Source organism: Coprococcus sp. RTP31081st1_H1_RTP31081_211007, from assembly GCF_040227275.1.
In the GTDB taxonomy this organism is placed as follows: domain Bacteria; phylum Bacillota; class Clostridia; order Lachnospirales; family Lachnospiraceae; genus Coprococcus; species Coprococcus aceti.
Genome location: NZ_JBEHVP010000003.1, coordinates 72998 through 93875, shown reverse-complemented (window position 1 = coordinate 93875; position 20878 = coordinate 72998). Strand labels below are relative to the sequence as shown.

Genomic DNA, 20878 nt, shown 5'->3' with positions numbered 1-20878 from the left:
GTTCCTCCTCAGCTCATCTGCCGTAAACAAATTCCATGTTGGGGATATACAGCTTATTTACCGCATAAACGCAGCCATACGGCTTATCCACTTTCAGGAGAAACTTTCTGCCGTTCAGCTCGGATACAGCCTTCTTGATCTCATCACGGGTAAACATTGACAGTTCATCGTGTTCAGCCAGTTCATCGACCGTGGAATAGTCCTTATCGACCTTGTTGAGCATGACGGTAAGAACCTGTTCACAGGCACTTTCCTCGAAATGATAGTCTATTCTCGGCAAGCTGATTTTCGTAGGATTAGGCATAGAAAGACCTCCTTGACATAATTCATCTGAAATAAAAAAATCGCTCCTCATTTCTGAGAAGCGATGTACGGTATTCAATTTTGGGCATAAAAATAGCGGACAGCGCTTCTGTTATGAAACACCGTCCGCTATTGTCCATTATTCAGTTTGCTTTGTCAACAGGCTTTCTACCGTTTTAGGGTTGTTTTCGGTATCTACCAAGTTTCTACCAACTTTTGTGCTGTTGGGTTTCTACCGAGTTTCTACCAAAAATCTTCTGATTTGCGATTTTTACGATTTCCCGTAATAGCGCGGTTTTTAACTTTTCTACCGCCAAAAGCCCCGATTTTTCGGTGATTTGGCATCACTTGACGATAAATGACGATAAGTGGCGATAAAGTGGTGATACTATAGCATATACGAGATACGTTTACAATATTCTAGTAATCATCGAAAACGCATGAGCTCCCAATAAATTTTGATATTATCAGACATTTCTCGCCGTTTAATGTAAAAAAACTGTAAATTCTATTTGACTATAGTCTAATTTTATGTCGTCATTTAATAAATTTTTCCTCATGTATTGTTAAAAAAAAGGGTTGATGATAGAATGAAACAGTGAAAATGGAAATAAAATATATCTATTTATCCAAGGAGGGAATGAATCAGATGAAGATGTTAGCAGATTTCGATAAGGAAGGCTTCAAGAAGGAAGTCATTACTAACGTAAAGACCCTTTTCCGCAAGCCTATCGAGGAGGCTACTCCACAGCAGGTATTCCAGGCAGTCAGCTACGCAGTAAAGGACGACATCATTGACAGATGGATTGCTACACACAAGGAGTATGAGAAGAAGAACGTCAAGACAGTTTATTATCTGTCTATGGAGTTCCTTATGGGTAGAGCACTCGGTAACAATCTTATCAACTTGACTTACTACGATGCAGTTAAGGAAGCACTTGACGAGTTAGGATTTGACCTGAACTTTATAGAGGATCAGGAGCCTGATGCCGCTCTGGGTAATGGCGGTCTCGGACGTCTTGCAGCTTGTTTCCTTGATTCATTGGCAACACTTGGTTATCCTGCATACGGTTGTGGTATCAGATACAAGTATGGTATGTTCAAGCAGGGTATCAAGGATGGATATCAGGTTGAGATGCCGGATGACTGGCTCAAGGATGGCAACCCATTCGAGGTTAAGCGTTCAGAGTACGCTGTTGAAGTTAAGTTCGGTGGATATGTCAGAGTTGAGAACAAGAATGGCAGAAACTACTTTATACAGGATGGATATCAGTCAGTTCGTGCCGTACCTTATGACCTTCCAGTCATCGGTTATGGCAACAACGTTGTAAATACACTTAGAATCTGGGATGCTGAGGCAATCCAGGAGTTCTGCCTTGACTCATTTGACAAGGGTGAGTATGAGAAGGCAGTAGAGCAGCAGAACCTTGCAAAGACTATCGTTGAGGTTCTCTATCCAAATGACAATCACTACGCAGGTAAGGAGCTCAGACTGAGACAGCAGTATTTCTTCATCTCAGCTTCAGTTCAGAGAGCAATCCTCAAGTTCAAGGAGCTCAACAAGGACATCCACAAGCTGCCAGAGAAGGTAACATTCCAGATGAATGATACACATCCAACAGTAGCAGTTGCCGAGCTCATGAGAATCCTCATGGATGAGGAAGGCCTTGAGTGGGATGACGCATGGGATATTACAACAAGAACATGTGCATACACCAACCATACGATCATGGCAGAGGCACTTGAGAAGTGGCCTATCGAGCTGTTCTCAAGACTGCTTCCACGTATCTACCAGATCGTTGAGGAGATCAACAGAAGATTCGTTCTCAAGATCCAGGAGATGTATCCAGGCAACCAGGATAAGGTTAAGAATATGGCAGTTCTGTACGATGGCCAGGTTAAGATGGCTCATCTTGCAATTGCAGGTTCTTACTCAGTAAACGGTGTTGCAGCTCTTCATACCAAGATCCTTGAGGAGAGAGAGCTTAAGGACTTCTATGAGATGAGACCAGAGCAGTTCAACAACAAGACAAATGGTATCACTCAGAGACGTTTCCTGCTTCATGCTAACCCACTTCTTGCAAACTGGATCACAGACAAGATCGGTGACGAGTGGATAACCAATCTTTCACACCTTAAGAAGCTTAAGGTATATGTGAACGATGAGAAGTGCCAGCATGAGTTTATGAACATCAAGTACCAGAACAAGATCCGTCTTGCAAAGTACATCAAGGAGCACAACAATGTGGATGTAGATCCTCGTTCAATCTTCGATGTACAGGTTAAGAGGCTTCATGAGTACAAGAGACAGCTTCTGAACATCCTTCATGTTATGCATCTGTATAACAGACTGAAGACAGAGCCAGAATTCGATATGTACCCAAGAACATTCATCTTTGGAGCAAAGGCATCAGCAGGATATAAGAGAGCTAAGCTTATCATCAAGCTCATCAACTCAGTTGCAGATGTTGTCAACAACGATGCTTCAATCGAAGGCAAGATCAAGGTTGTATTTATAGAGAACTACAGAGTATCCAATGCCGAGATCATCTTCGCAGCAGCAGATGTATCAGAGCAGATCTCAACAGCTTCAAGAGAGGCTTCAGGTACAGGTAACATGAAGTTCATGCTGAACGGTGCACCTACACTTGGAACCATGGATGGAGCAAATGTAGAGATCGTTGAGGAAGTTGGCATCGAGAACGCATTTATCTTCGGACTTTCAGCAGAAGAGGTTATGAAGTATGAGCGCGAGGGCGGCTACAACCCAATGGATATCTACAATAACAACCAGGCTGTAAGAAGAGTTCTCACACAGCTTATCGATGGTACTTATGCACCGGATGATCCGGACAGATTCAGAGATCTCTATGATTCTCTTACAAAGGAAGATGTATACTTCATCCTTAAGGACTTCGATTCATATGCAGAGGCTCAGCAGAAGGTTGACAAGGCATACCAGGATGAGAAGGGCTGGGCAAAGATGGCTATGCTCAACACAGCATGTGCTGGAAAGTTCTCATCAGACAGAACTATCGAGGAGTATGCAAAGGAGATCTGGAAGCTTAAGAAGGTTAAGGTTTCCCTTGATAAGTAATTATCAGATAGAATGAAATAACATAATAAAGGACGGACATCATATGGTAAGGATCGTATGGTGTCCGTTTTTATTTTGCATCTGTTAATACATCCGCGCCTATGTTATGATAGATATATATGTTACGTTGTGATGAAAAGGGGGTTATAAACATATGAAAGGTAGAAAATTGAGACACAGACTCACGGCTCTGCTGCTCGCATTTGCAATGATATTTACAGCGGTTGCAGTACAGCCGAACTGTGATGCATTTGCAGCTACGAAGGTAAAGACGCCGGTGGCGACACATGGAAGACTGTCTGTGAAGGGGGCAGATCTGGTGGATGCCAAAGGCAAGAAATTCCAGCTCAGGGGAATCAGCACACACGGTATCAACTGGGATGTGGGATATCCTTATGTGAACAAGGCGGCGTTCAAGACTCTGAGAGACGACTGGGGAGTTAATGCGGTAAGACTTGCCATGTATACATCTGAATACAACGGCTATTGCGCAGGCGGCAGCAAAGCGGCACTTCGAAATCAGATATACAAGGGCGTGAAATATGCGACCGACCTCGGCATGTATGTGATCATCGACTGGCACATACTCAACGACGGGAATCCTATGACACAGGTTGCAGAGGCAAGAAGATTCTTTGCAACTATGGCGAAGAAGTATAAGAAACAGAAAAATATCATTTATGAGATATGCAATGAGCCAAATGGCTGCGACTGGAAGACCGTCAAGCGATATGCGTCCCAGGTCATAAAGGTCATAAGAAAGTATGACAAGAAGGCGATCATCGTAGTGGGAACGCCGACATGGTCCCAGCTCGGTTCGGATGGCACACACAATGAGGTTGCGGATAACCCTATCAAGGGCTACAAGAATATAATGTACTCACTCCATTTTTATGCAAATGAGTGGAGCCACAACCGGTATCTTCCTGCGAAGCTTGCATACGCAAGGAAGAAGGGGATAGCGGTCATAGTCACAGAGTTCGGAATGTCCGCGGCAAGCGGCGATGGAGGCATAAGCAAAGCCTACACCGGCAAATGGCTGACCAGACTCAACAAGGCGAATGTCAGCTATTTCTGCTGGAGTCTCAGCAACAAGAATGAATCGGCATCCCTCCTGGCATCGTGGACGAGCAAGACGAGCCGGTGGAAGACGAGTGAACTGTCTGAGGCAGGCCGTTATATCAGAGCGAAATACAGAGCCCGCAAGAAGGCTCTCGGAAGCAGGGCGTAACGGGAAGCCGTGAGGAAACCGTGATATTAACAAGCAATAAAAAACAGGCGCTATATAGATCAAAGATCTGTATAGCGCCTGTTCTTGTGTTAATGGTTATATGTGAATTAAGCTACAACTGTTACGTTAGTTGCTCTCTCCTTAGAAGCGTCCTTAGGATCAGCCTCTACGTCAAATGTAACCTTCTGTCCCTCGTTAAGAGTCTTATATCCATCAGAGTTGATTGCTGAAAAATGAACAAATACGTCCTTTCCTGTCTCATCATCTGAGATGAATCCATAACCCTTTTCTCCGTTGAACCACTTAACTGTACCGTTCTTCATCACGAGTACCTCCTAAAAATGAAAATTTGTACTCAATGAAAACACTACAATATACCTTATAGAGAATACTCCAAAGAAAAGCTTACCTTATATAGCAATCGAACCGTTAATCTTGAATACGCTATTATCATATTATGTCATGTTGCATTTGTCAATAAACGATACGACTAAAATTTGCGTTAAGATTTCTCAGTAAAAAGGGTATATGAGCAGTGTAAAAACGATATATATATAAGAGGTATAAAAATGCGGGAGGGTGAAATGAGGAATGCAAAGACGATCATTATAGGGATTGCGTGTGCTATGGCACTTGCTTACATAATATCAGGAATATACGACAAGGCGGTTGGGGGAGATAACACTGACGGATTGGCAAAAAGCGGACGCAATGTGTGTATTTATGATAATGGGGAGTATTCCCTCGTGGATGTGGAAGAGTATACAGCATCGACGCTGGCGGGAATGATGAGTGACAAATGGAGCGATGAAATGCTCAAGGCGGTCGCAGTTGTGGTTAGGACCGGAATCTATTACCAGATGGATGAAAATGACAGAAATTCCGCCACACAGGGGCAGACAAAGAATCTTATAAATGAGTCCCAGCTCCGGGAGATAAGATATACGGAATCGCAGCTCAAGAAGAAATGGGGAGGCGAGTGTTCCGGGATAATGAGAAGGGCGGAGAAGGCGGTGTATGCGACCGGTGGACAGGTTATGAAATACGGTGGAGAGGTAATACTTCCGGCGTATCATATGATAAGTACAGGGCATACTGTGAGTGCACAGGAAATATATGGGCATGACATACCGTATCTCAGGCAGGTGGCAAGTGATGTGGATCAGATGGCGGAGGACTTTTCGACCACTGAGATATACAGCGGGGACAGGCTTCAGAAGATATTCAGAAAATGGATAGACGCTGACAATATGACGGATGAGGTCAAGGTTATGACAGCCACAGAATCTGGATTTGCACAGACCATAAATGTATTTGGGAGCGAGCTGGAGGCTGATGTTTTCAAAGAACAACTGGGACTTGCCTCGACGAATATACACATAGATAAGGTTAAGGATGGATACAGGATCATAACGGTGGGCGTTGGAGATTCTCTGGGAATGTCACTGTATGGGGCGTCTGTATTGGCGGAAAATGGAGAGAAGTATGATCAGATCCTCAGGTATTATTATACTGGAATAGAGATTGCAAAATAAAGGTTGATAAAAAATATTTACACATTCAAATCATCTGTATATAAGTGCCAATAAGTGGACATGATACAGATGAGGTGATGAATATGAAGAAATTTTTGGGCGGCATAAAGAAGAATATATTTTATATCTCGCTCATCACAGGCATGGCAGTGCTTGTGACAGTGCTCGGACTTTATAACGCACAGACCAATTCAAAGGAGAAGACCATAACAATAGGACAGAATACGCCGAATGACAGTACGACGGAAGCCGATGCGAAGGAAGCTTTGAACGATAAGAAAAATGATAAGAACAGCGGAGTGTCGGATGAAGGTACATCAGAGCAGAAAGATATTGAGACGGATAATACCATAGAGAATTCCACTGCATCCACAGCGGAGAGTGAGAGTGCTGAGACTGGAGCTTCAGGAGTTTCAAATGACAGCCTGCATTACGATCCAAAGGATAGCATATCATGGCCTATAAATGGCAATGTGATAATTCCTTACAGCATGGATACGACAGTGTATTTTGAGACACTCAAGGAATACAAGTGCAGCCCTGCAATGGTAATTGAGGCGCAGACGGGCGATGAGGTCAAGGCTGTATATGAGAGTAAGGTAGCGGAGGTCTCAAGCAACCCAGAGCTGGGCAATTACGTCAAGCTTGAGCTTGGAGACGGCTACACCGTGACACTTGGACAGCTTCAGGATGTGAAGGTTGCACTTGGCGAGCATCTGGATGCCGGCCAGGTAGTGGGAACCGTTGGCGAGCCAAGCAGATTCTACAGCGAGGAAGGAAGCAATCTCTATTTTGCAGTCGAGAAGGACGGCAATCCTGTGGATCCGATGCTGCTTATACAGTAGAGGTAGGGTTGGACAGGTTGCTAATTTGTATCTTTTACGAGGACAACACAGCGTTTGGCGACAATCCCGTGGCGGGATGAAGAAGATAGGCCATATAAACAAAAGAGCCCCACAATATCTAAAATAGATATTGTGGGGTTTTTGCACTATATACTTACGTATATTTTCTTAAATGTGCTTTATAATCCACGGTCTATATTAGCCCATTACAACCTCTACTGAGTGAGTCTTGCCATCGCCAAATGCTGGGATAACGTTGCCCTCGATAGCGTTGCCATCAACGAGTACGCTCTTAACGCCCTTGTTGATGTGATCTGGGTTAGAAACCTTGATGTCGTATGTAGCACCACGGAACTGACGTGTAGCTGTCATTCCATCCCATGCAGCAGGAATTGATGGATCGATCTTCAGACCATCGAAGTCTGCTGAGATACCAAGGATGTACTGTGATATAGCTACCATGTTCCAAGCAGCAGTACCAGTCAGCCATGAGTTCTTACCCTGACCGAAGTGGTTGCCCGGCTTGCCAATATCAGATCCGGCATCCTTACCACCGATCATCTGGCCGTATACATATGGCTCAGTCTTGTGTATATCTGATGTCTCCTCAGTGAAAGCTGGAGCTATCTCTGAGTAGTACTTAAATGCCTGATCACCGGCACCTGCGTAAGCAGCAGCACAGATGATCCATGCATTGTTATGTGTGAAGATTCCGGCATTCTCCTTGTATCCACCTGGGTATGTAGAAATCTCACCATACTGGATGTAATACTTTGTAAATGCTGGGTTGTTGAGTACAAGTCCGTGCTGTGTATTAAGTCTCTCATCGATTGCAGCAAGAGTCTTCTTGTCGCAGCCCTGATCCTTACCGATGTCTGACATGATAGCGAATCCCTGTGGCTCGATGAAGATCTGACCTTCCTCGCACTCCTTGGATCCCATCTTCTCACCGTTTGCATCGTAAGCTCTGAGGAACCAGTCGCCGTCCCATGCTGACTCCATGATGTTGGCCTTCATCTTGTCGATCTCAGCCTGAGCAGCATCAGCCTCAGCGTCCATTCCAAGGTGCTTAAGGATAGCAACGTAGTTAGGACCTGCATATGTGAAGAGTGTAGCAACCATAACTGACTCAGCAACCTTTGAGTATCCACCCTCAGCAGCGAACTTAGGGTTGGTGTATGTCTGGAAGCTCTCACCTGGTGTATCTGAGAAGCATGAAAGGTTGATACAATCGTTCCAGTCAGCTCTCATTGCAAGTGGAAGTCCGTGTGGTCCAAGGTTGTTCACGATCTTGTAGAATGAAACCTTGAGGTGGTCAAGCATAGGCTTTGCAATTGACATATCGTTGTCATATGGAACCATCTCGTCAAGGATGCCCCAGTCGCCAGTCTCCTTGATATAAGCTGAAACTGAAAGGATCAGCCATAATGGATCATCTGAGAAGTCTCCACCGATATCTGCGTTACCCTTCTTGGTAAGTGGCTGGTACTGATGGTAGCATCCACCGTCTGGGAACTGTGTTGAAGCTATATCGATGATTCTCTCTCTTGCACGATCAGGGATCTGATGAACAAATCCAAGCACATCCTGGTTGGAATCACGGAATCCCATACCACGGCCGATACCTGACTCGAAGTATGAAGCTGAACGTGAAAGGTTGAATGTAACCATACACTGATACTGATTCCAGATGTTGACCATACGGTTAACTTTGTCATCAGGTGTGTTAACGTTGAGAATGCTCAACAGTCTGTTCCAGTGCTCCTTGAGCTCCTCAAGACCTGCAGCAACCTTCTCAGGAGTGTTGTACTTCTCGATCATCTCGAGAGCCTTTACCTTATTGATAGTCTTGCCGTCTGCCTCGAACTTCTGGTCAACAGGCATCTCAACATATCCAAGTATAAATACAAGAGTCTTTGTTTCGCCTGGAGCAAGAGTGATCTTCTTGTAGTGTGAAGCGATAGGCGACCATCCATCAGCAAATGAATCATTTGACTTGCCAGCCTCAACAGCCTGTGGGTTGTGGAAGCCGTTGTAAAGTCCGATGAATGAATCTCTGTCTGTATCGTAACCATCGATCTCGTCATTCACTGTGTAGAATGCGAAGTGGTCACGTCTGTCTCTGTACTCTGTCTTGTGGTAGATAGTTGATCCGACAACCTCTACACGACCTGTACTGAAGTTTCTCTGGAAGTTGGTGCAGTCATCCTGTGCATCCCAGAGACACCACTCCTCAAATGAGAAGAATGAGAATGTCTTCTCCTCTGAGCCTTCATTTGTAAGAACGACCTGCTGAACCTCTCCAGCGTAGTTCTGAGGAACAAAGAAAGTAACCTCAGCCTTAAGGTCATTCTTCTTACCTGTGATGATTGTATATCCCATACCATGACGGCACTGATACTCGTCAAGCTCTGTCTTTACCGGTGACCATCCCGGATTCCATATTGTACCATTGTCGTTGATATAGAAATAACGTCCGCCCATATCTATAGGCACGTTGTTATAACGATATCTTGTGATTCTACGAAGACGAGCGTCCTTGTAGAAGCTGTAACCTCCTGCAGTGTTGGAGATCAGTGAAAAGAAATCCTGTGTTCCAAGGTAGTTGATCCAAGGATAAGGAGTTCTAGGAGATGTGATGACATACTCCTTGTTGGCATCATCAAAATAACCAAATTTCATGTAGCATATACCTTCCTTCCAATGTTTTGTGAAGGCTTCCAGATGGCTATGCCAGCCCCCCTGAAGCCGCTTTTGTATCGACTTGTGCTAAATTCTCCCTTAAAGTCAGCCATACACTCTGATTATATAATAAAAGACTTTAAAACACAACAAAGTTATAGTGAAAATTGCACAATTACTAAATGTATTAATTCCTGTATTTGAGTAATTAATTGATGCTTATGCTGTGTTATACTGTGTAATATCAAAACAGTATAGGAGTTATTTACTATGGGAAAAAATGAAACTAAGAATTATGTAGGCGGAAGCGGAATGGATGATATGGAGCTGGACGAGCGTGATATACAGCTTATGGAGGAGAGCAGAAAAGAAGGCAAAAAGAAGCTGTTTATAGCACTTGGTGCGATCGTGTTAGCAGTGATAGTAGTGGTGATATACATAGTTGTCAGAAAAAATATGACCGGAAAATCAGAGAGCGAGGATCTGATAAAGACCTACATGGAGGGCCTTGAGGAAGCGGATCTTGACAAGGTGGAGAGTGTTATGGATCCTGATACCATAGACAGCGATTCGTCAAAGGATCTGGTCACTGTGTTCCAGACTTATAAGGAAAATAATATAGAATATACAGTCAGCTATACCATGGGTGATGGGCATGTGGCAGAGTCCAGCGATCTGGCGGCAGTCAGCAGCACTGTATATGGAAAGACCCAGAAGGAAGCAGGTATATCAAAGGGTTATGTCATTCCGGTTACCGGAAAGATAATGATGACATTCCAGGGTCAGACTTCACCGTATGATCTGGACATGGATATCATTTGTTATGAGAAGGATGGAGAGTGGTATCTCGGCGGAACAGTTATGACTACGGGAGATACGACTACAGATGATACGACAGAGTAGTCACGAGAAGGATAATTGCTGGATACAGATATTGAATACAGAAACTGAATATATGGACATGGATACATGAACAGACGACAAATGGTGCGGATATTAAATGTAATATTCGCACCATTTGCTGTCTTCTGCCAGTGTGCAGCTATCTCTCTTGATGAGCTTGCACTGGAGCTCAATTCTTGTGACTCCCTTGTGACCGCCCTTGAGTCTGTCCATTAGAAGCTGCAGGGCGAAATGCCCCATGTCCGTCTTGGAGATCTCCACTGTGGTCAGCATCGGAGTTGTGTACTGGGCTTCCTCGATACCGTCGCTGGATATGATGGAAGGAGTGTAATACCTGTTCTTGCATTTGGCAAGGTACTTCAGCATCCCTATGGCCGTTATGTCATTGGCACAGTATATTCCGGTTGGGCTCTTGTCGGACTTCATGAAGTGTTCCATGGCCTCAAATCCTTCAACCTCGCTGAGCTTTGTGTTGATGACGTAGTCCGTGTCGATATCAAGTCCATGATCGTGAAGAGTTTCAAGATATCCTTTGTAGCGGGCCTCGTTATTGCAGTTTCCCACATATCCGATATTCTCATGTCCAAGAGATATGAGGTATTCAACCGCTGTTCTGGCAATCTGGCTACCGTTGCAGATGACCTCATCCACCTCGCCGTTTGCAGAATCCCTGTTGACATACACTGTGCTGCGATAGCACTGGCTGAGCTTCTTCAGGGCTGCGCGGTTGCATTTTCCGATGACAATAAGTCCGTCGTTGTGGCCATCCGCTTCCTCGCACATCCTGCGGATTACAGAATCCACGTTCTCATACCTGCATCTCCTGTCGTCGGAGAAGATGGACCGATACCATACCTTGGACAGGATGCATCCGTTCTTGTGGATCTCACTCTCTATGACATGCAGCAGTTCTGTAAAGAATGGGTCCGACGTGGCAGAGTCCATTCTGGTCATGAGCACATTTATATAGTAGGTCTTCTCCACAGTCGCGCCTTTTCCATTCTTGAGCTGGCGGGCAGACTGGTTTGGCGTGTAGTTGAGCTTCATAGCTGCGTTCCAGATCTTATCCCTGAGCCATGCGCGGAGCTCCTTTCTGACCTTTGCATCTATAGCGGCAAATGGCTCATCGAGAAGCAGGAGCTGTGGCTGGGTGGCAAGAGCTCTGGCAAATGCGACCCTCTGACGCTGGCCTCCCGACAACTGCCTTGGGTATCGTTTCTCAAGGCCCTTCAGTCCAACCAGTTCTATCAGCTCCGTTACTCTGTCGCGGATCTCTGACTTTGGGTATTTCTGTATCTTCATTCCAAATGCGATATTGTCATACACTGTCTTGTATCTGAACAGCGCGTAATTCTGGAATACGAAGCCAATCTCCCTCTTGCTGGCGGGAATGTCATTTACTTTTTTGCCATCTATGTATATGTCCCCTGAGTCCGCGGCCTCGAGTCCTGCAAGTATGCGGAGGATAGTGGTCTTGCCGCTTCCACTTGGACCCAGAAGTCCGATGAGCTTTCCTTTCTCAATGGAGAAGCTGACATCATCGGATGCCCTGTAATCTCCAAATGTTTTATTGATGTTTCTGAGCTCTACGTATGAATGTGTATCTGTAGGTGTATTCATATCATATACCTCCCTCTTTATTTCCTCTGTGTTCAAGTATGTTTCTAAGTATCAGTATGATGACTGCCATGATGACCAGTATGGACGACATGGCAAAGGCTCCTGTGAAGTCAAATGCCTGGTACAGCAGTTCGATATAGAGTGGCATGGTGTTGGTGAGTCCTCTGAGATGTCCCGAGAGAACTGACACAGCTCCAAATTCACCCATGGCCCTTGCGGAGCACAGTACAATTCCGTACAGCAGAGCCCAGCGTATGTGGGGGAGTGTGATCTGTGAGAATATCTGGAATCCATTTGCTCCCATGAGGACTGCAGCTTCCTCCTCATCGTTGCCCGCCGCTGTGAGAACCGGTATGATCTCCCTTGATATGAAAGGAAATGTTACAAATATAGTAGCCAGGACGATCCCCGGAACCGCGAATATGATCTGTATCCCGAGCTTTTCAAGGTATGGATACAGGAAGCTCTGCCTGCCAAATGTAAGTACGAATATAAGGCCCGCGATGATCGGGGATATGGTAAGCGGCAGATCGATGAGCGTTGATATGATCTTTTTGCCCCGGAAGGTGAATTTGGTTATGAGCCACGCGGCATAAAGTCCGAAAATTGTGTTGACCACCACCGTGATGACCACGACCTTCAAGGTGAGAAGTATTGACTTCACTGCGTAGGTGTCGGATATGGCGGTGACATACTCATTCCATCCGTCCCGGAGTGCCGTCACTATGACATACACCAGTGGGAGCACAAGTGCCACGATGAGGAATATGGCGCACAGACCGATGAGGAGCCATTTGATTATGCCACGGTCGTTTCTTATGTTCATGTTGTTACCTCCCTTCAGTCTATGCCGCTGACTATTCTTGATGTGCGGCTCTGGATAAATGCGTTGACAAGCAGTATGACAAATGCTATCGCAAGCATCACAAGTGCTATCGAGGTTGCACTTGCGTAGTCGTATTCCTGCAGCTCTGACATGATGAGCAGAGGGGTTATCTCAGTCTCATATGGAGTGTTGCCCGCTATGAACACGACGCTTCCGTATTCCCCCAGGCTTCTGGCAAATGCCATGGTGAAACCTGCGATCAGTGCCGGAAGTATCTCGGGCAGGATGACACGGAAGAATATCTGGATACGGGAGGCTCCGAACATGGCGGCTGCTTCCTCGTATTCCCTGTCAACCTTTTCGAGAACTGGCTGGACACTTCTCACGACGAATGGTATTCCAATGAACACCAAAGCTATGGTTATACCTATCCGTGTATACGCGATATCTATACCGAATCTGGCAAATATCCTTCCTACCCAGCCGTTCTGTACCGTGAGATGGGTGAGAGCTATGCCTGCAACCGCTGTGGGAAGGGCAAATGGCAGCTCGATGATGCCGTCCATGATTCTCTTTCCCGGGAATTTGTATCTGACAAGAACCCACGCAAGGATGAGCCCCATCACCGCATTTATCAGTGATGCGATAAATGCAGTGGACAGGCTCACGGCGTAGCTTGACAGAACTCTCGGTCTGGTGATGGTCTGCCAGAATTCGGATAGTGACAGTCTGGCTGAGAATACCACCAGAGAGCACAGGGGAATCACCACTATGATTCCGAGGATTGCCATTACTATTCCGAAGGACAGGCCGAATCCTGGTATGATGCTTTTGCTTTTCTTTTTTGCGTGTGTGTGCTGATGTGTCATGTCTCAGTCATTCCTTTCCTGTATGTATTATCTGGATTTCCCGCCAGACTGCCATTTCAAATTAATTCTTTTCCTCGTATATGGAGTCAAAGAGCCCTCCGTCCGCGAAATGCTTTTTGCTGGCCTCTGTCCATCCTCCGAAGTGTGATATGTCTGTGAGGTCAACATTTGTTATGATCCATTTGCCGTCCTGTGGCAGCTCCGATATGGTGTTGCTCTGTCCCTGATATTCGAACTGCTTCAGGATATCCTGATCTGATGGTCTGTAGTACCACTCTGCCTCCAGCTTCTGTGCCTCGTCGGAATACAGGTAGTTCAGATATTCGGTTGCGACATCCCTTATGCCTCTCTTGTCAACCACCTCGTCGACTACTGAGACTGTAGGCTGGCACAGTATAGATACGGAAGGAACCACGATCTCGTACTCACCAGGATGCTCATCCAGTGAGAGGAACGCCTCGTTCTCCCATGCGAGAAGCACATCGGCCTGAAGTCCATTTGCCACCTCAAGCGCCTGCTTTCCTGAACCACCGTGTGACTGAACAACTGATACGTCCTGTCCCTTTTCCTCTTTCCAGTGCTTTGCAAATAAATCGTTGTACGCTGCGTATAGCTCTCTGGTTGGGTCGTAGGATACGTTCGTTATCTCAATAGCGCCCGCTGAGTCAGATGAGCTGCCGGTTGAGTTAGATGCTGCGCTCACACCGCATCCTGACAGAACTCCAATTCCAAGTGCTGTGACTGCGAGTAATGTTGCCAATTGTTTCTTCATAATCTTCTTCCTCTCTTTCTTTAATTTCCCGTTTTCATATCGGGTATGTATGCAATATATGCTTGTAAATGCTGGAAATCAAAAGAAAAGAGTGAAAACGTTGTCACATGCACAATCTATGCATAAAAATGAAACTATATATGGCTGGATTGAGTGTGGGATGTGGGTAAAAACAGATAAAAACGTTATTTTAAGTGAAAACGTTGTCACATGGAAAAACATAGAAAAACAGCACGTCAGGTTGTCCTGACGTGCTGCCTTATTGAACTTTTCGGTATTATTTCTTCTTCATACCTGAAATTATGATTATCACAAACGAGACTAGAATGGTCGCAAGCACTGTTATAAGGATTATGAGCTGAAGGTTATGTACCTTACTCTTACTCTTATCAGTGGAAGCGTAGCTGCCCACGGTGAGTGTGCTCTTTTCTGTTGTGACCTCAGTGGTCGTCTCGGTTGTGGTACGCTCTATCGTGGATATCTCAGTTGTGGTCGCCTCGGTCGTCACAGGGGTAAATGTATTTCTATACTCTGTGGTGACCTCGGTCGTACTTGCCGTTGTCGCCTCGGTTGTGGCTCTGGTAGTTGTCTGTGTGGTTGTGGAAGTCTCCTTCTTGGACACTGTAAATGTTGTCACAGCATCTCCGGTCTTGGATCTGATGGTTATGGTGTGGCTTCCGACCGAGAGGGATTCAAGATAGCTCGTCTTGAGCTCGATTATGATGCTTCCCTCTTTCTTGTTGTAATATGAAGGGTCAAGTTCCTTGTCATCTATGAGGACACAGACAAAGTCAGCGTACTCAGCGTTCGATCTGAACTTGATAGTGTTCTTGCTGGCCTTGCTCCATTTGCTTCCCTTGCCGCCGATAATCTCGGGTGCTGCCTTGTCGATGACTGTGTCAGCCTTGCTTATCTCCTTTGTACAGCCCTTGTTGCTGAAATATTTCTTGCAGGCTGAGCAATACCAGTATTCTATATTGCCCTTGCTGGAGGTGGTTGCTGCTACATAATCAGTCTTCTTAAGGTCTGTGTGGTTCGTTGTGCTGAGTTTGCCGTAGCTCTTGCCGCACACAGAGCACACTGCCTTCTTCTGGCAGGTTGCGGTTCCGCCGGAGCAGTCCTGGATGACCTTATATCCACAGCCCTTGTTCTTGCACTTGCGGGAATGGGTTTTGCCGTTGCCATCACTTGTCCAGTTGCCGAGGTCGTGGCTGCTCTTGCCCTCTACGACGATCTCACCGCAGTAGCGGCATTTCTGAGGTGTCGTGCAGTCACCGTCGTCGGTTTCTGCGGTGTGTTTCTTGTTTACTGTTACAGTCAATTTGGTTTCATTTCCCGCCTTGTCGGATACGATGATGGTCTGCTCACCATCTGTGGCTTCCAGAGCAAGTGAGTGATCGTCGTCAAGGGATTTCTCCTCGCCGTTCACTGTGACCTTTGCCAGATGGGATTCCTTCACGGTCATCACGGCTGACAGGCAGTAAGTCTCTCCGTCGGCGATTCCTGTGACCTTTGGCGCGTGTGTGTCGATGATGAAGCCATCTGTGGATAAGTATGTTGTTTTGCCGTCCTCTGATGAAAGCTTTGCGTATACAACATATTTGCCCTCGTCCTTTATGGAAAATGCTTTCTTATACTCGGTAAATGTTGCTGCACCCAGATCGTCCGATGACAGAGCTGAGTCGCTTATCAGGTAGCCGACTGTGATGGAAGGGTCGGAGTTGTTGTCACAGGTGATGGTAACCTTCTGGGTCTTGTTGTAATACTGCTCAAATGATGATACATCCTGGAGACCGTTCCAGTTCTTATCGCCCATGCTGATGGTGCCTGTAGGAGCAGAGTCTGATTTCCACATCGCATAAAATACCAGGTTTCTTTTAGCCGATGAGTCATCAGTATCGGAATACTCATATCCGTTATCTGCCGCCTTCTCAAAGGAAGAGGTGTATATGATGTTCACGGTCTTGCCTGATCCGTCGGACTTCGTGTTCCAGCCCTTGAACTCATAGCCCTCACGGGTCGGTGGGTAGTCGTTCAGTGCCACGCCATATCCTGATCCTGCTACATCAAAGTCATATGTTCCGCTGTCCGCATCTCCGAGCTTGCCTCCATTTGCATTCAGTGTGAAGGTGAGCCCTGAACCGGAGAAGCTGTCCTTGGTGTACATCGCTGTCAGCTTTATACGGTTTGTAGACTGGAAGTATGATGTGTCAATGCTGGTGACCTTTGTCTTGTCATTGTACCATCCTGTGAATGTAAAGCCGTCTTTCTCCGGCTTGTACTTTGACAGGTCAACAGTCGTAAATTCTGCTGATGGGCTGCTTATCACAGTGGAAGTCTCCCCTGATAACTGTCCTCCTGCTGCATCCAACTCCAGATAGTATGTGTCTGGATCGTCGGTATCTTCTGCAAATGCTGTGAAGCATGTCATACAGAACATTGCCGCGAAAACCAGTAAAAATCTAAGTATTTTTTTCATAGAATCCCTCCTTGCATATGGTATTATAATAATTTTATTATACTGGGGGGAGAAAAACAACGAGACAGGGGAAAAATTAATAATATGAAAGAACGGCCTCCGCCGAGAGACCGTTCCATAGAAAATGTCATGTTTTATGCCATTGTGAATATTCTTTCTTTTACTGTCTTGGACTCGCCTGGAGCAAGCTCTGTGTAGCCTGTGATCTCCGGTGCTCCTGAGAGATTTGGAGCGTCAATATTCCAGCTCATTGGCTCAGGACAGAAGTAACCCTTGTCGCCGTGATCGTTCCACATGATCCAGAACTTCATTGTGTCGTCAACCTCATAGCAGACCTTCTTGCCTGTGGCAACATCAGTTGCGTATACTCCGTAGAAAGGCTTGCCGTCCAGCTCGTTCATCTCCGCTGTGTAGAGATCGTTGTCGATGTCCTTCAGAACAGGTACCATGGTTCCGTTCTTGTACTGGAGATCGTAATCTGTTATAGGAAGGTTCTTCTCTGTAGGGATAGCGTGCTCATCAAGCTCCCATTTGTCTCCAACAGGTACACAGAGACGTACATCCTCGCCCTTTCCTGTGCTTGTGAAAGGCCCCTTGAATGCAACGTGGTTACATACGCCGTATGGCATCTGCTTGTCGGAGAGGTTGGTGAGTGTGAACTCGTAGTGCATACCGTCCGGAGCAAGAGTGAATGTGAAGTCTGCTCTAAAGCTCACAGGGTATGTAGTGAAAAACTCATCCTTCTCATCATATACATATGAAGTCTTGCCGATGGCCTTGTCTCCATCCACTGACACGCTCTCTATGCTGTGGTTTCTGAGATGAAGGAAACCGTGGAGATGGTTGCCGAGAGGATCATTGCATGGGAAATGATACATGGCATCGGAGGTTCTTAAGTTGCCGTGTGACAGTCTGTTAGGGAGATACAGGGTAGGCATTCCGTAGATCTCTGCTGCTGCTTTGAGCTGTGCAGGAGTCAGGGAAGGATCGTTCCTGAATATATCAATATCCAGAGCTGTGTTCTCCATCTTCATAATGTTGCTCCCGTTAAATGGTGCGATCAGTGCACGGTAATCGCCTGATATAAGTTCAATACAAGTCTCGCCCTTGTAGTCTATTGTACGTGCTGTAGTGTTCATCGTGTTCTCCTCTTCTATAAATATGTTGTGTTTGAGTTGTATGCTGAAATCCGCAAAAACATTGAACTTTCCTATGTGAAATAGTAACACGGAAAAAATTGTATGGCAACAATGAGGTTCACAAAACGCGGCGTTCTTGATTATTTTATCATTAATTGCTATACTATCATAGGATATTTTGCGAAAGACATGAAAGTTAGTTAATTCGGAGGTCGAAGGTGACTAAGAATAATAACACTGATTATAGAAAAAAGATATACAGACAGCGGCATCACCGCAGAATGAAACTCGTCGAGAGCGGAATAGGAGTGGTCGTCGCAGTCATAATGATATTTGCGCTTGGACAGGGCAACCTGAAAAAGAATGTGAACGGCCAGGAGGAGTTCCAGCCTGAGAGCGGAACATCGGCAGATATAAGTGAGAGCAGCAGTCAGGATATGTCATACAGTGACACGGAGGGGGCTGCACAGCAGTATCTGGCAACTGCGGAGGATGCGGCCATTCCGGATCAGCGAAATGGTCAGTATGTACAATTTGTCAATTACACCAACCCTGATGTGAGCGGCAAGGGAGCGGACAAATATGACAGCAATATATACATGCCGGCGAATGCCACGGATGACCAGTATTTCTCGACATCTCTGCTCATAGGTGATTCCAGAGCCGAGGCGCTGGGACTGTACAGCGGTGTAGACAACTGGGATATGTGTGTGGCGAAGAATCTGGACATAGAGAAGGTCGCTAATACCAAGATGTTCACCTGCGATTCAGGAGAACAGTGTACGGTTGTCGAGATGCTTGGCATGAAGAGCTATGAGAATATATACATTTCATTTGGGCTTGAGGAGCTTTCGTGGTATAACGAGCGGTACATGTTGGCCTACAAGACTTTACTGGATCAGATCTCCCAGTTACAGCCTGCGGCAAATGTATATGTGATGTCAGTACTTCCTGTATCGGCGGAGCTTTCATCAAAAGACCAGGTGTATAACAACCCGGGTGTGGACAAGCTCAATTCTCTCATGCAGGAGATGTGTGGCAGCTACGATCAGGTGATCTATCTCGATGTGGCTCACAGCGTGTCTGTGGATGGTGTTCTGCCGGAGGATGCGGGAATAGATGGAAAACATTGTAATAAGAAATATTGTCTCAAGATGATGGACTACATCAGAAAGAACGTGTATGTCAGAAGATAGTGGAGACGGAGGCATATGATAAAAAGAATAATATATTTGTTTGCATGCTGTCTGGTGATCTGTTCGCTTGCGGGATGCGCAGGAAATGGAGACGACGAGGCAGATATGCCGGATGTGCACTCTCTGGCTGATATGCTCATGCAGAACGTGAAGTTTGAGGATTCCGTGGAGGAGGTCTCCTCTGAGACGGCGCTCAGATATTATGGTATAGACAGCGTTCAGGTGCAGGACAGTGCAGTGTACATGTCAACGGGAGCCACCGCCGAGGAGCTCGCAGTATTTCAGGCGTCGTCAACGGTCGATGCCCAGGGCATACTGGCGGACATGAAGAAAAGACGCGACTCACAGTTGCGGATGTACCTTGATTACAAATCGTCGGAGGCCGCCAGACTTGATGATGCGGTTCTGTATGTGCATGATACATTTGTGGTATACATGGTGTCCGATGACAGCGAAACGGCACAGGGAATAATAAGTGATTATCTGGAATGATCTTCCGGGTGATCATTTTTTTTGTCTGCATTTCCTTGTGTAACACCGGGACAGATCATTCATATTATAGTAATAAATCCGCTGTCAATAAAATAAGATAAATAAAGAGCGCTGTATGCGGTTGTAATTTTATGCACTGGCATGTATTATTATGTATAATGTATACAATATACAAAATACGAACAATTGACAGCTTGAGATATCAGCACTGTGGTGCGTTGCGCCACAGTGACTGAAAGTGGCTGAAAATGAGTTGAAGGTCAATAGAGAAAGAGGTATAGACATGGCAAAACAGAATTGGAAACCAGGAAATATGTTGTATCCGGTTCCGGCAGTTATGGTGAGCTGCCAGAGACCGGGAGAGAAGCCAAACATAGTGACGATAGCGTGGGCCGGTACCATATGCAGCGATCCTGCAATGGTGTCCATATCGGTGCGTCCGGAGAGATATTCCTACGACATAATCAAGGAGACAGGAGAATTTACCATAAATCTCGTCACCGAGAAACTGGCATTTGCAACTGATTATTGTGGTGTGAAATCAGGAAGAGACGTGGATAAATTCAAGGAGATGAACCTCCATGCATGTGACGGCGTGAATGTGTCATGCCCGGCTATAGAGGAGAGTCCGGTGAACGTAGAGTGCAAGGTAAAGCAGGTAGTTGAGCTTGGATCCCACCACATGTTTATCGCTGAGGTGGTCGGAGTCCAGATAAGTGATGAATACATGGATAAGACCGGCAAATTCAACCTCAACAGCACGGGACTTGTCGCATATTCACATGGAGAGTATTTTGCACTTGGCGACAAACTCGGCAAATTTGGATATTCTGTTAGAAAAAAGTGGTCGCAGGCTGAAAAGCTGCAGGGGAAATGTCACGGATAGGAG

The 20878-nt window shown here is 45.9% G+C and carries 17 protein-coding genes and 1 pseudogene; 8 read left to right on the top strand and 10 right to left on the bottom strand.

The window, feature by feature from the left end; translation table 11 throughout:
- Positions 1 to 13: 13 nt before the first annotated feature.
- Positions 14 to 304: a hypothetical protein gene (locus tag ABUA31_RS06925; RefSeq protein WP_117904614.1), complete on the bottom strand. Its 291-nt coding sequence runs from the start codon at positions 302 to 304 to the stop codon at positions 14 to 16.
- A gap of 654 nt (positions 305 to 958) precedes the next feature.
- Between ABUA31_RS06925 and ABUA31_RS06920 the strand changes: the two genes are divergently transcribed.
- Both ABUA31_RS06920 and ABUA31_RS06915 read left to right on the top strand, forming a co-directional pair.
- The gene (locus ABUA31_RS06920; protein ID WP_055222480.1) at positions 959 to 3400 is read left to right on the top strand and encodes a glycogen/starch/alpha-glucan phosphorylase; all 2442 of its coding nucleotides are present in this window, start codon (positions 959 to 961) and stop codon (positions 3398 to 3400) included.
- A 154-nt stretch (positions 3401 to 3554) separates the two neighbouring features.
- Positions 3555 to 4631 carry a glycoside hydrolase family 5 protein gene (locus tag ABUA31_RS06915; RefSeq protein ID WP_055145864.1) on the top strand — a complete coding sequence of 359 codons (1077 nt, stop codon included), beginning with the start codon at positions 3555 to 3557 and terminating at the stop codon, positions 4629 to 4631.
- Positions 4632 to 4738: 107 nt separating this feature from the next.
- Here ABUA31_RS06915 and ABUA31_RS06910 read toward each other — a convergent pair whose 3' ends face one another.
- Positions 4739 to 4954: a cold-shock protein gene (locus ABUA31_RS06910; protein ID WP_015534471.1), complete on the bottom strand. Its 216-nt coding sequence runs from the start codon at positions 4952 to 4954 to the stop codon at positions 4739 to 4741.
- Between the two features lie 261 nt (positions 4955 to 5215).
- On the opposite strand from ABUA31_RS06910, the gene ABUA31_RS06905 reads away from it, so the two are divergent.
- Positions 5216 to 6166 carry a SpoIID/LytB domain-containing protein gene (locus tag ABUA31_RS06905; protein ID WP_242849697.1) on the top strand — a complete coding sequence of 317 codons (951 nt, stop codon included), beginning with the start codon at positions 5216 to 5218 and terminating at the stop codon, positions 6164 to 6166.
- Between the two features lie 83 nt (positions 6167 to 6249).
- A complete protein-coding gene (locus ABUA31_RS06900; protein ID WP_055145858.1) occupies positions 6250 to 7011 on the top strand; it encodes a M23 family metallopeptidase in 762 nt (253 codons plus the stop codon).
- Between the two features lie 198 nt (positions 7012 to 7209).
- On the opposite strand, the gene ABUA31_RS06895 is transcribed toward ABUA31_RS06900, so the two are convergent.
- A complete protein-coding gene (locus ABUA31_RS06895) occupies positions 7210 to 9693 on the bottom strand; it encodes a glycoside hydrolase family 94 protein (RefSeq protein ID WP_055145855.1) in 2484 nt (827 codons plus the stop codon).
- Positions 9694 to 9963: 270 nt separating this feature from the next.
- Here ABUA31_RS06895 and ABUA31_RS06890 point away from each other — a divergent pair, with 270 nt between their 5' ends.
- Positions 9964 to 10596 carry a hypothetical protein gene (locus ABUA31_RS06890; RefSeq protein WP_015534475.1) on the top strand — a complete coding sequence of 211 codons (633 nt, stop codon included), beginning with the start codon at positions 9964 to 9966 and terminating at the stop codon, positions 10594 to 10596.
- Between the two features lie 93 nt (positions 10597 to 10689).
- Here the strand turns inward: ABUA31_RS06890 and ABUA31_RS06885 are convergent, their stop codons facing one another.
- The 7 genes and pseudogenes from ABUA31_RS06885 to ABUA31_RS06855 all read right to left on the bottom strand — a co-directional run bounded on the left by ABUA31_RS06885 (position 10690) and on the right by ABUA31_RS06855 (position 18301).
- A complete protein-coding gene (locus ABUA31_RS06885; RefSeq protein WP_172682084.1) occupies positions 10690 to 11643 on the bottom strand; it encodes a LacI family DNA-binding transcriptional regulator in 954 nt (317 codons plus the stop codon).
- Positions 11644 to 11655: 12 nt separating this feature from the next.
- Positions 11656 to 12216: pseudogene (locus ABUA31_RS06880) on the bottom strand (sulfate/molybdate ABC transporter ATP-binding protein); the annotation flags it as partial.
- Between the two features lies 1 nt (position 12217).
- On the bottom strand, positions 12218 to 13042 hold the full coding sequence (gene cysW / locus ABUA31_RS06875; protein WP_349818659.1) for a sulfate ABC transporter permease subunit CysW: 825 nt from the start codon (positions 13040 to 13042) through the stop codon (positions 12218 to 12220).
- 14 nt (positions 13043 to 13056) lie between these two features.
- Entirely contained in the window at positions 13057 to 13911 is an 855-nt protein-coding gene (gene cysT / locus ABUA31_RS06870) for a sulfate ABC transporter permease subunit CysT (RefSeq protein WP_349818658.1), read from the bottom strand.
- A gap of 61 nt (positions 13912 to 13972) precedes the next feature.
- On the bottom strand, positions 13973 to 14683 hold the full coding sequence (locus tag ABUA31_RS06865) for a substrate-binding domain-containing protein (protein WP_349818657.1): 711 nt from the start codon (positions 14681 to 14683) through the stop codon (positions 13973 to 13975).
- A gap of 277 nt (positions 14684 to 14960) precedes the next feature.
- The gene (locus ABUA31_RS06860; protein WP_055272040.1) at positions 14961 to 17162 is read right to left on the bottom strand and encodes an InlB B-repeat-containing protein; all 2202 of its coding nucleotides are present in this window, start codon (positions 17160 to 17162) and stop codon (positions 14961 to 14963) included.
- Positions 17163 to 17296: 134 nt separating this feature from the next.
- The gene (locus ABUA31_RS06855; RefSeq protein WP_055222344.1) at positions 17297 to 18301 is read right to left on the bottom strand and encodes an aldose 1-epimerase; all 1005 of its coding nucleotides are present in this window, start codon (positions 18299 to 18301) and stop codon (positions 17297 to 17299) included.
- A gap of 218 nt (positions 18302 to 18519) precedes the next feature.
- Between ABUA31_RS06855 and ABUA31_RS06850 the strand changes: the two genes are divergently transcribed.
- The 3 genes from ABUA31_RS06850 (at position 18520) to ABUA31_RS06840 (ending at position 20875) form a co-directional block, all read left to right on the top strand.
- Positions 18520 to 19497, top strand: a complete 978-nt coding sequence (locus ABUA31_RS06850) for an SGNH/GDSL hydrolase family protein (RefSeq protein WP_055272041.1) — start codon at positions 18520 to 18522, stop codon at positions 19495 to 19497.
- 15 nt (positions 19498 to 19512) lie between these two features.
- Complete coding sequence (locus ABUA31_RS06845) at positions 19513 to 19989, top strand: DUF4358 domain-containing protein (RefSeq protein ID WP_055272042.1); 477 nt, start codon at positions 19513 to 19515, stop codon at positions 19987 to 19989.
- Between the two features lie 283 nt (positions 19990 to 20272).
- Positions 20273 to 20875 carry a flavin reductase family protein gene (locus ABUA31_RS06840; RefSeq protein WP_349818656.1) on the top strand — a complete coding sequence of 201 codons (603 nt, stop codon included), beginning with the start codon at positions 20273 to 20275 and terminating at the stop codon, positions 20873 to 20875.
- Positions 20876 to 20878 lie beyond the last annotated feature (3 nt).

What these genes read in the sequence shown, in the direction of transcription:
- ABUA31_RS06925 (WP_117904614.1), bottom strand. Translation starts at nt 304, where the DNA reads ATGCCTAATCCTACGAAAATCAGCTTGCCGAGAATAGACTATCATTTC.
- ABUA31_RS06920 (WP_055222480.1), top strand. Translation starts at nt 959, where the DNA reads ATGTTAGCAGATTTCGATAAGGAAGGCTTCAAGAAGGAAGTCATTACT.
- ABUA31_RS06915 (WP_055145864.1), top strand. Translation starts at nt 3,555, where the DNA reads ATGAAAGGTAGAAAATTGAGACACAGACTCACGGCTCTGCTGCTCGCA.
- ABUA31_RS06910 (WP_015534471.1), bottom strand. Translation starts at nt 4,954, where the DNA reads ATGAAGAACGGTACAGTTAAGTGGTTCAACGGAGAAAAGGGTTATGGA.
- ABUA31_RS06905 (WP_242849697.1), top strand. Translation starts at nt 5,216, where the DNA reads ATGAGGAATGCAAAGACGATCATTATAGGGATTGCGTGTGCTATGGCA.
- ABUA31_RS06900 (WP_055145858.1), top strand. Translation starts at nt 6,250, where the DNA reads ATGAAGAAATTTTTGGGCGGCATAAAGAAGAATATATTTTATATCTCG.
- ABUA31_RS06895 (WP_055145855.1), bottom strand. Translation starts at nt 9,693, where the DNA reads ATGAAATTTGGTTATTTTGATGATGCCAACAAGGAGTATGTCATCACA.
- ABUA31_RS06890 (WP_015534475.1), top strand. Translation starts at nt 9,964, where the DNA reads ATGGGAAAAAATGAAACTAAGAATTATGTAGGCGGAAGCGGAATGGAT.
- ABUA31_RS06885 (WP_172682084.1), bottom strand. Translation starts at nt 11,643, where the DNA reads ATGAAGCTCAACTACACGCCAAACCAGTCTGCCCGCCAGCTCAAGAAT.
- cysW (WP_349818659.1), bottom strand. Translation starts at nt 13,042, where the DNA reads ATGAACATAAGAAACGACCGTGGCATAATCAAATGGCTCCTCATCGGT.
- cysT (WP_349818658.1), bottom strand. Translation starts at nt 13,911, where the DNA reads ATGACACATCAGCACACACACGCAAAAAAGAAAAGCAAAAGCATCATA.
- ABUA31_RS06865 (WP_349818657.1), bottom strand. Translation starts at nt 14,683, where the DNA reads ATGAAGAAACAATTGGCAACATTACTCGCAGTCACAGCACTTGGAATT.
- ABUA31_RS06860 (WP_055272040.1), bottom strand. Translation starts at nt 17,162, where the DNA reads ATGAAAAAAATACTTAGATTTTTACTGGTTTTCGCGGCAATGTTCTGT.
- ABUA31_RS06855 (WP_055222344.1), bottom strand. Translation starts at nt 18,301, where the DNA reads ATGAACACTACAGCACGTACAATAGACTACAAGGGCGAGACTTGTATT.
- ABUA31_RS06845 (WP_055272042.1), top strand. Translation starts at nt 19,513, where the DNA reads ATGATAAAAAGAATAATATATTTGTTTGCATGCTGTCTGGTGATCTGT.
- ABUA31_RS06840 (WP_349818656.1), top strand. Translation starts at nt 20,273, where the DNA reads ATGGCAAAACAGAATTGGAAACCAGGAAATATGTTGTATCCGGTTCCG.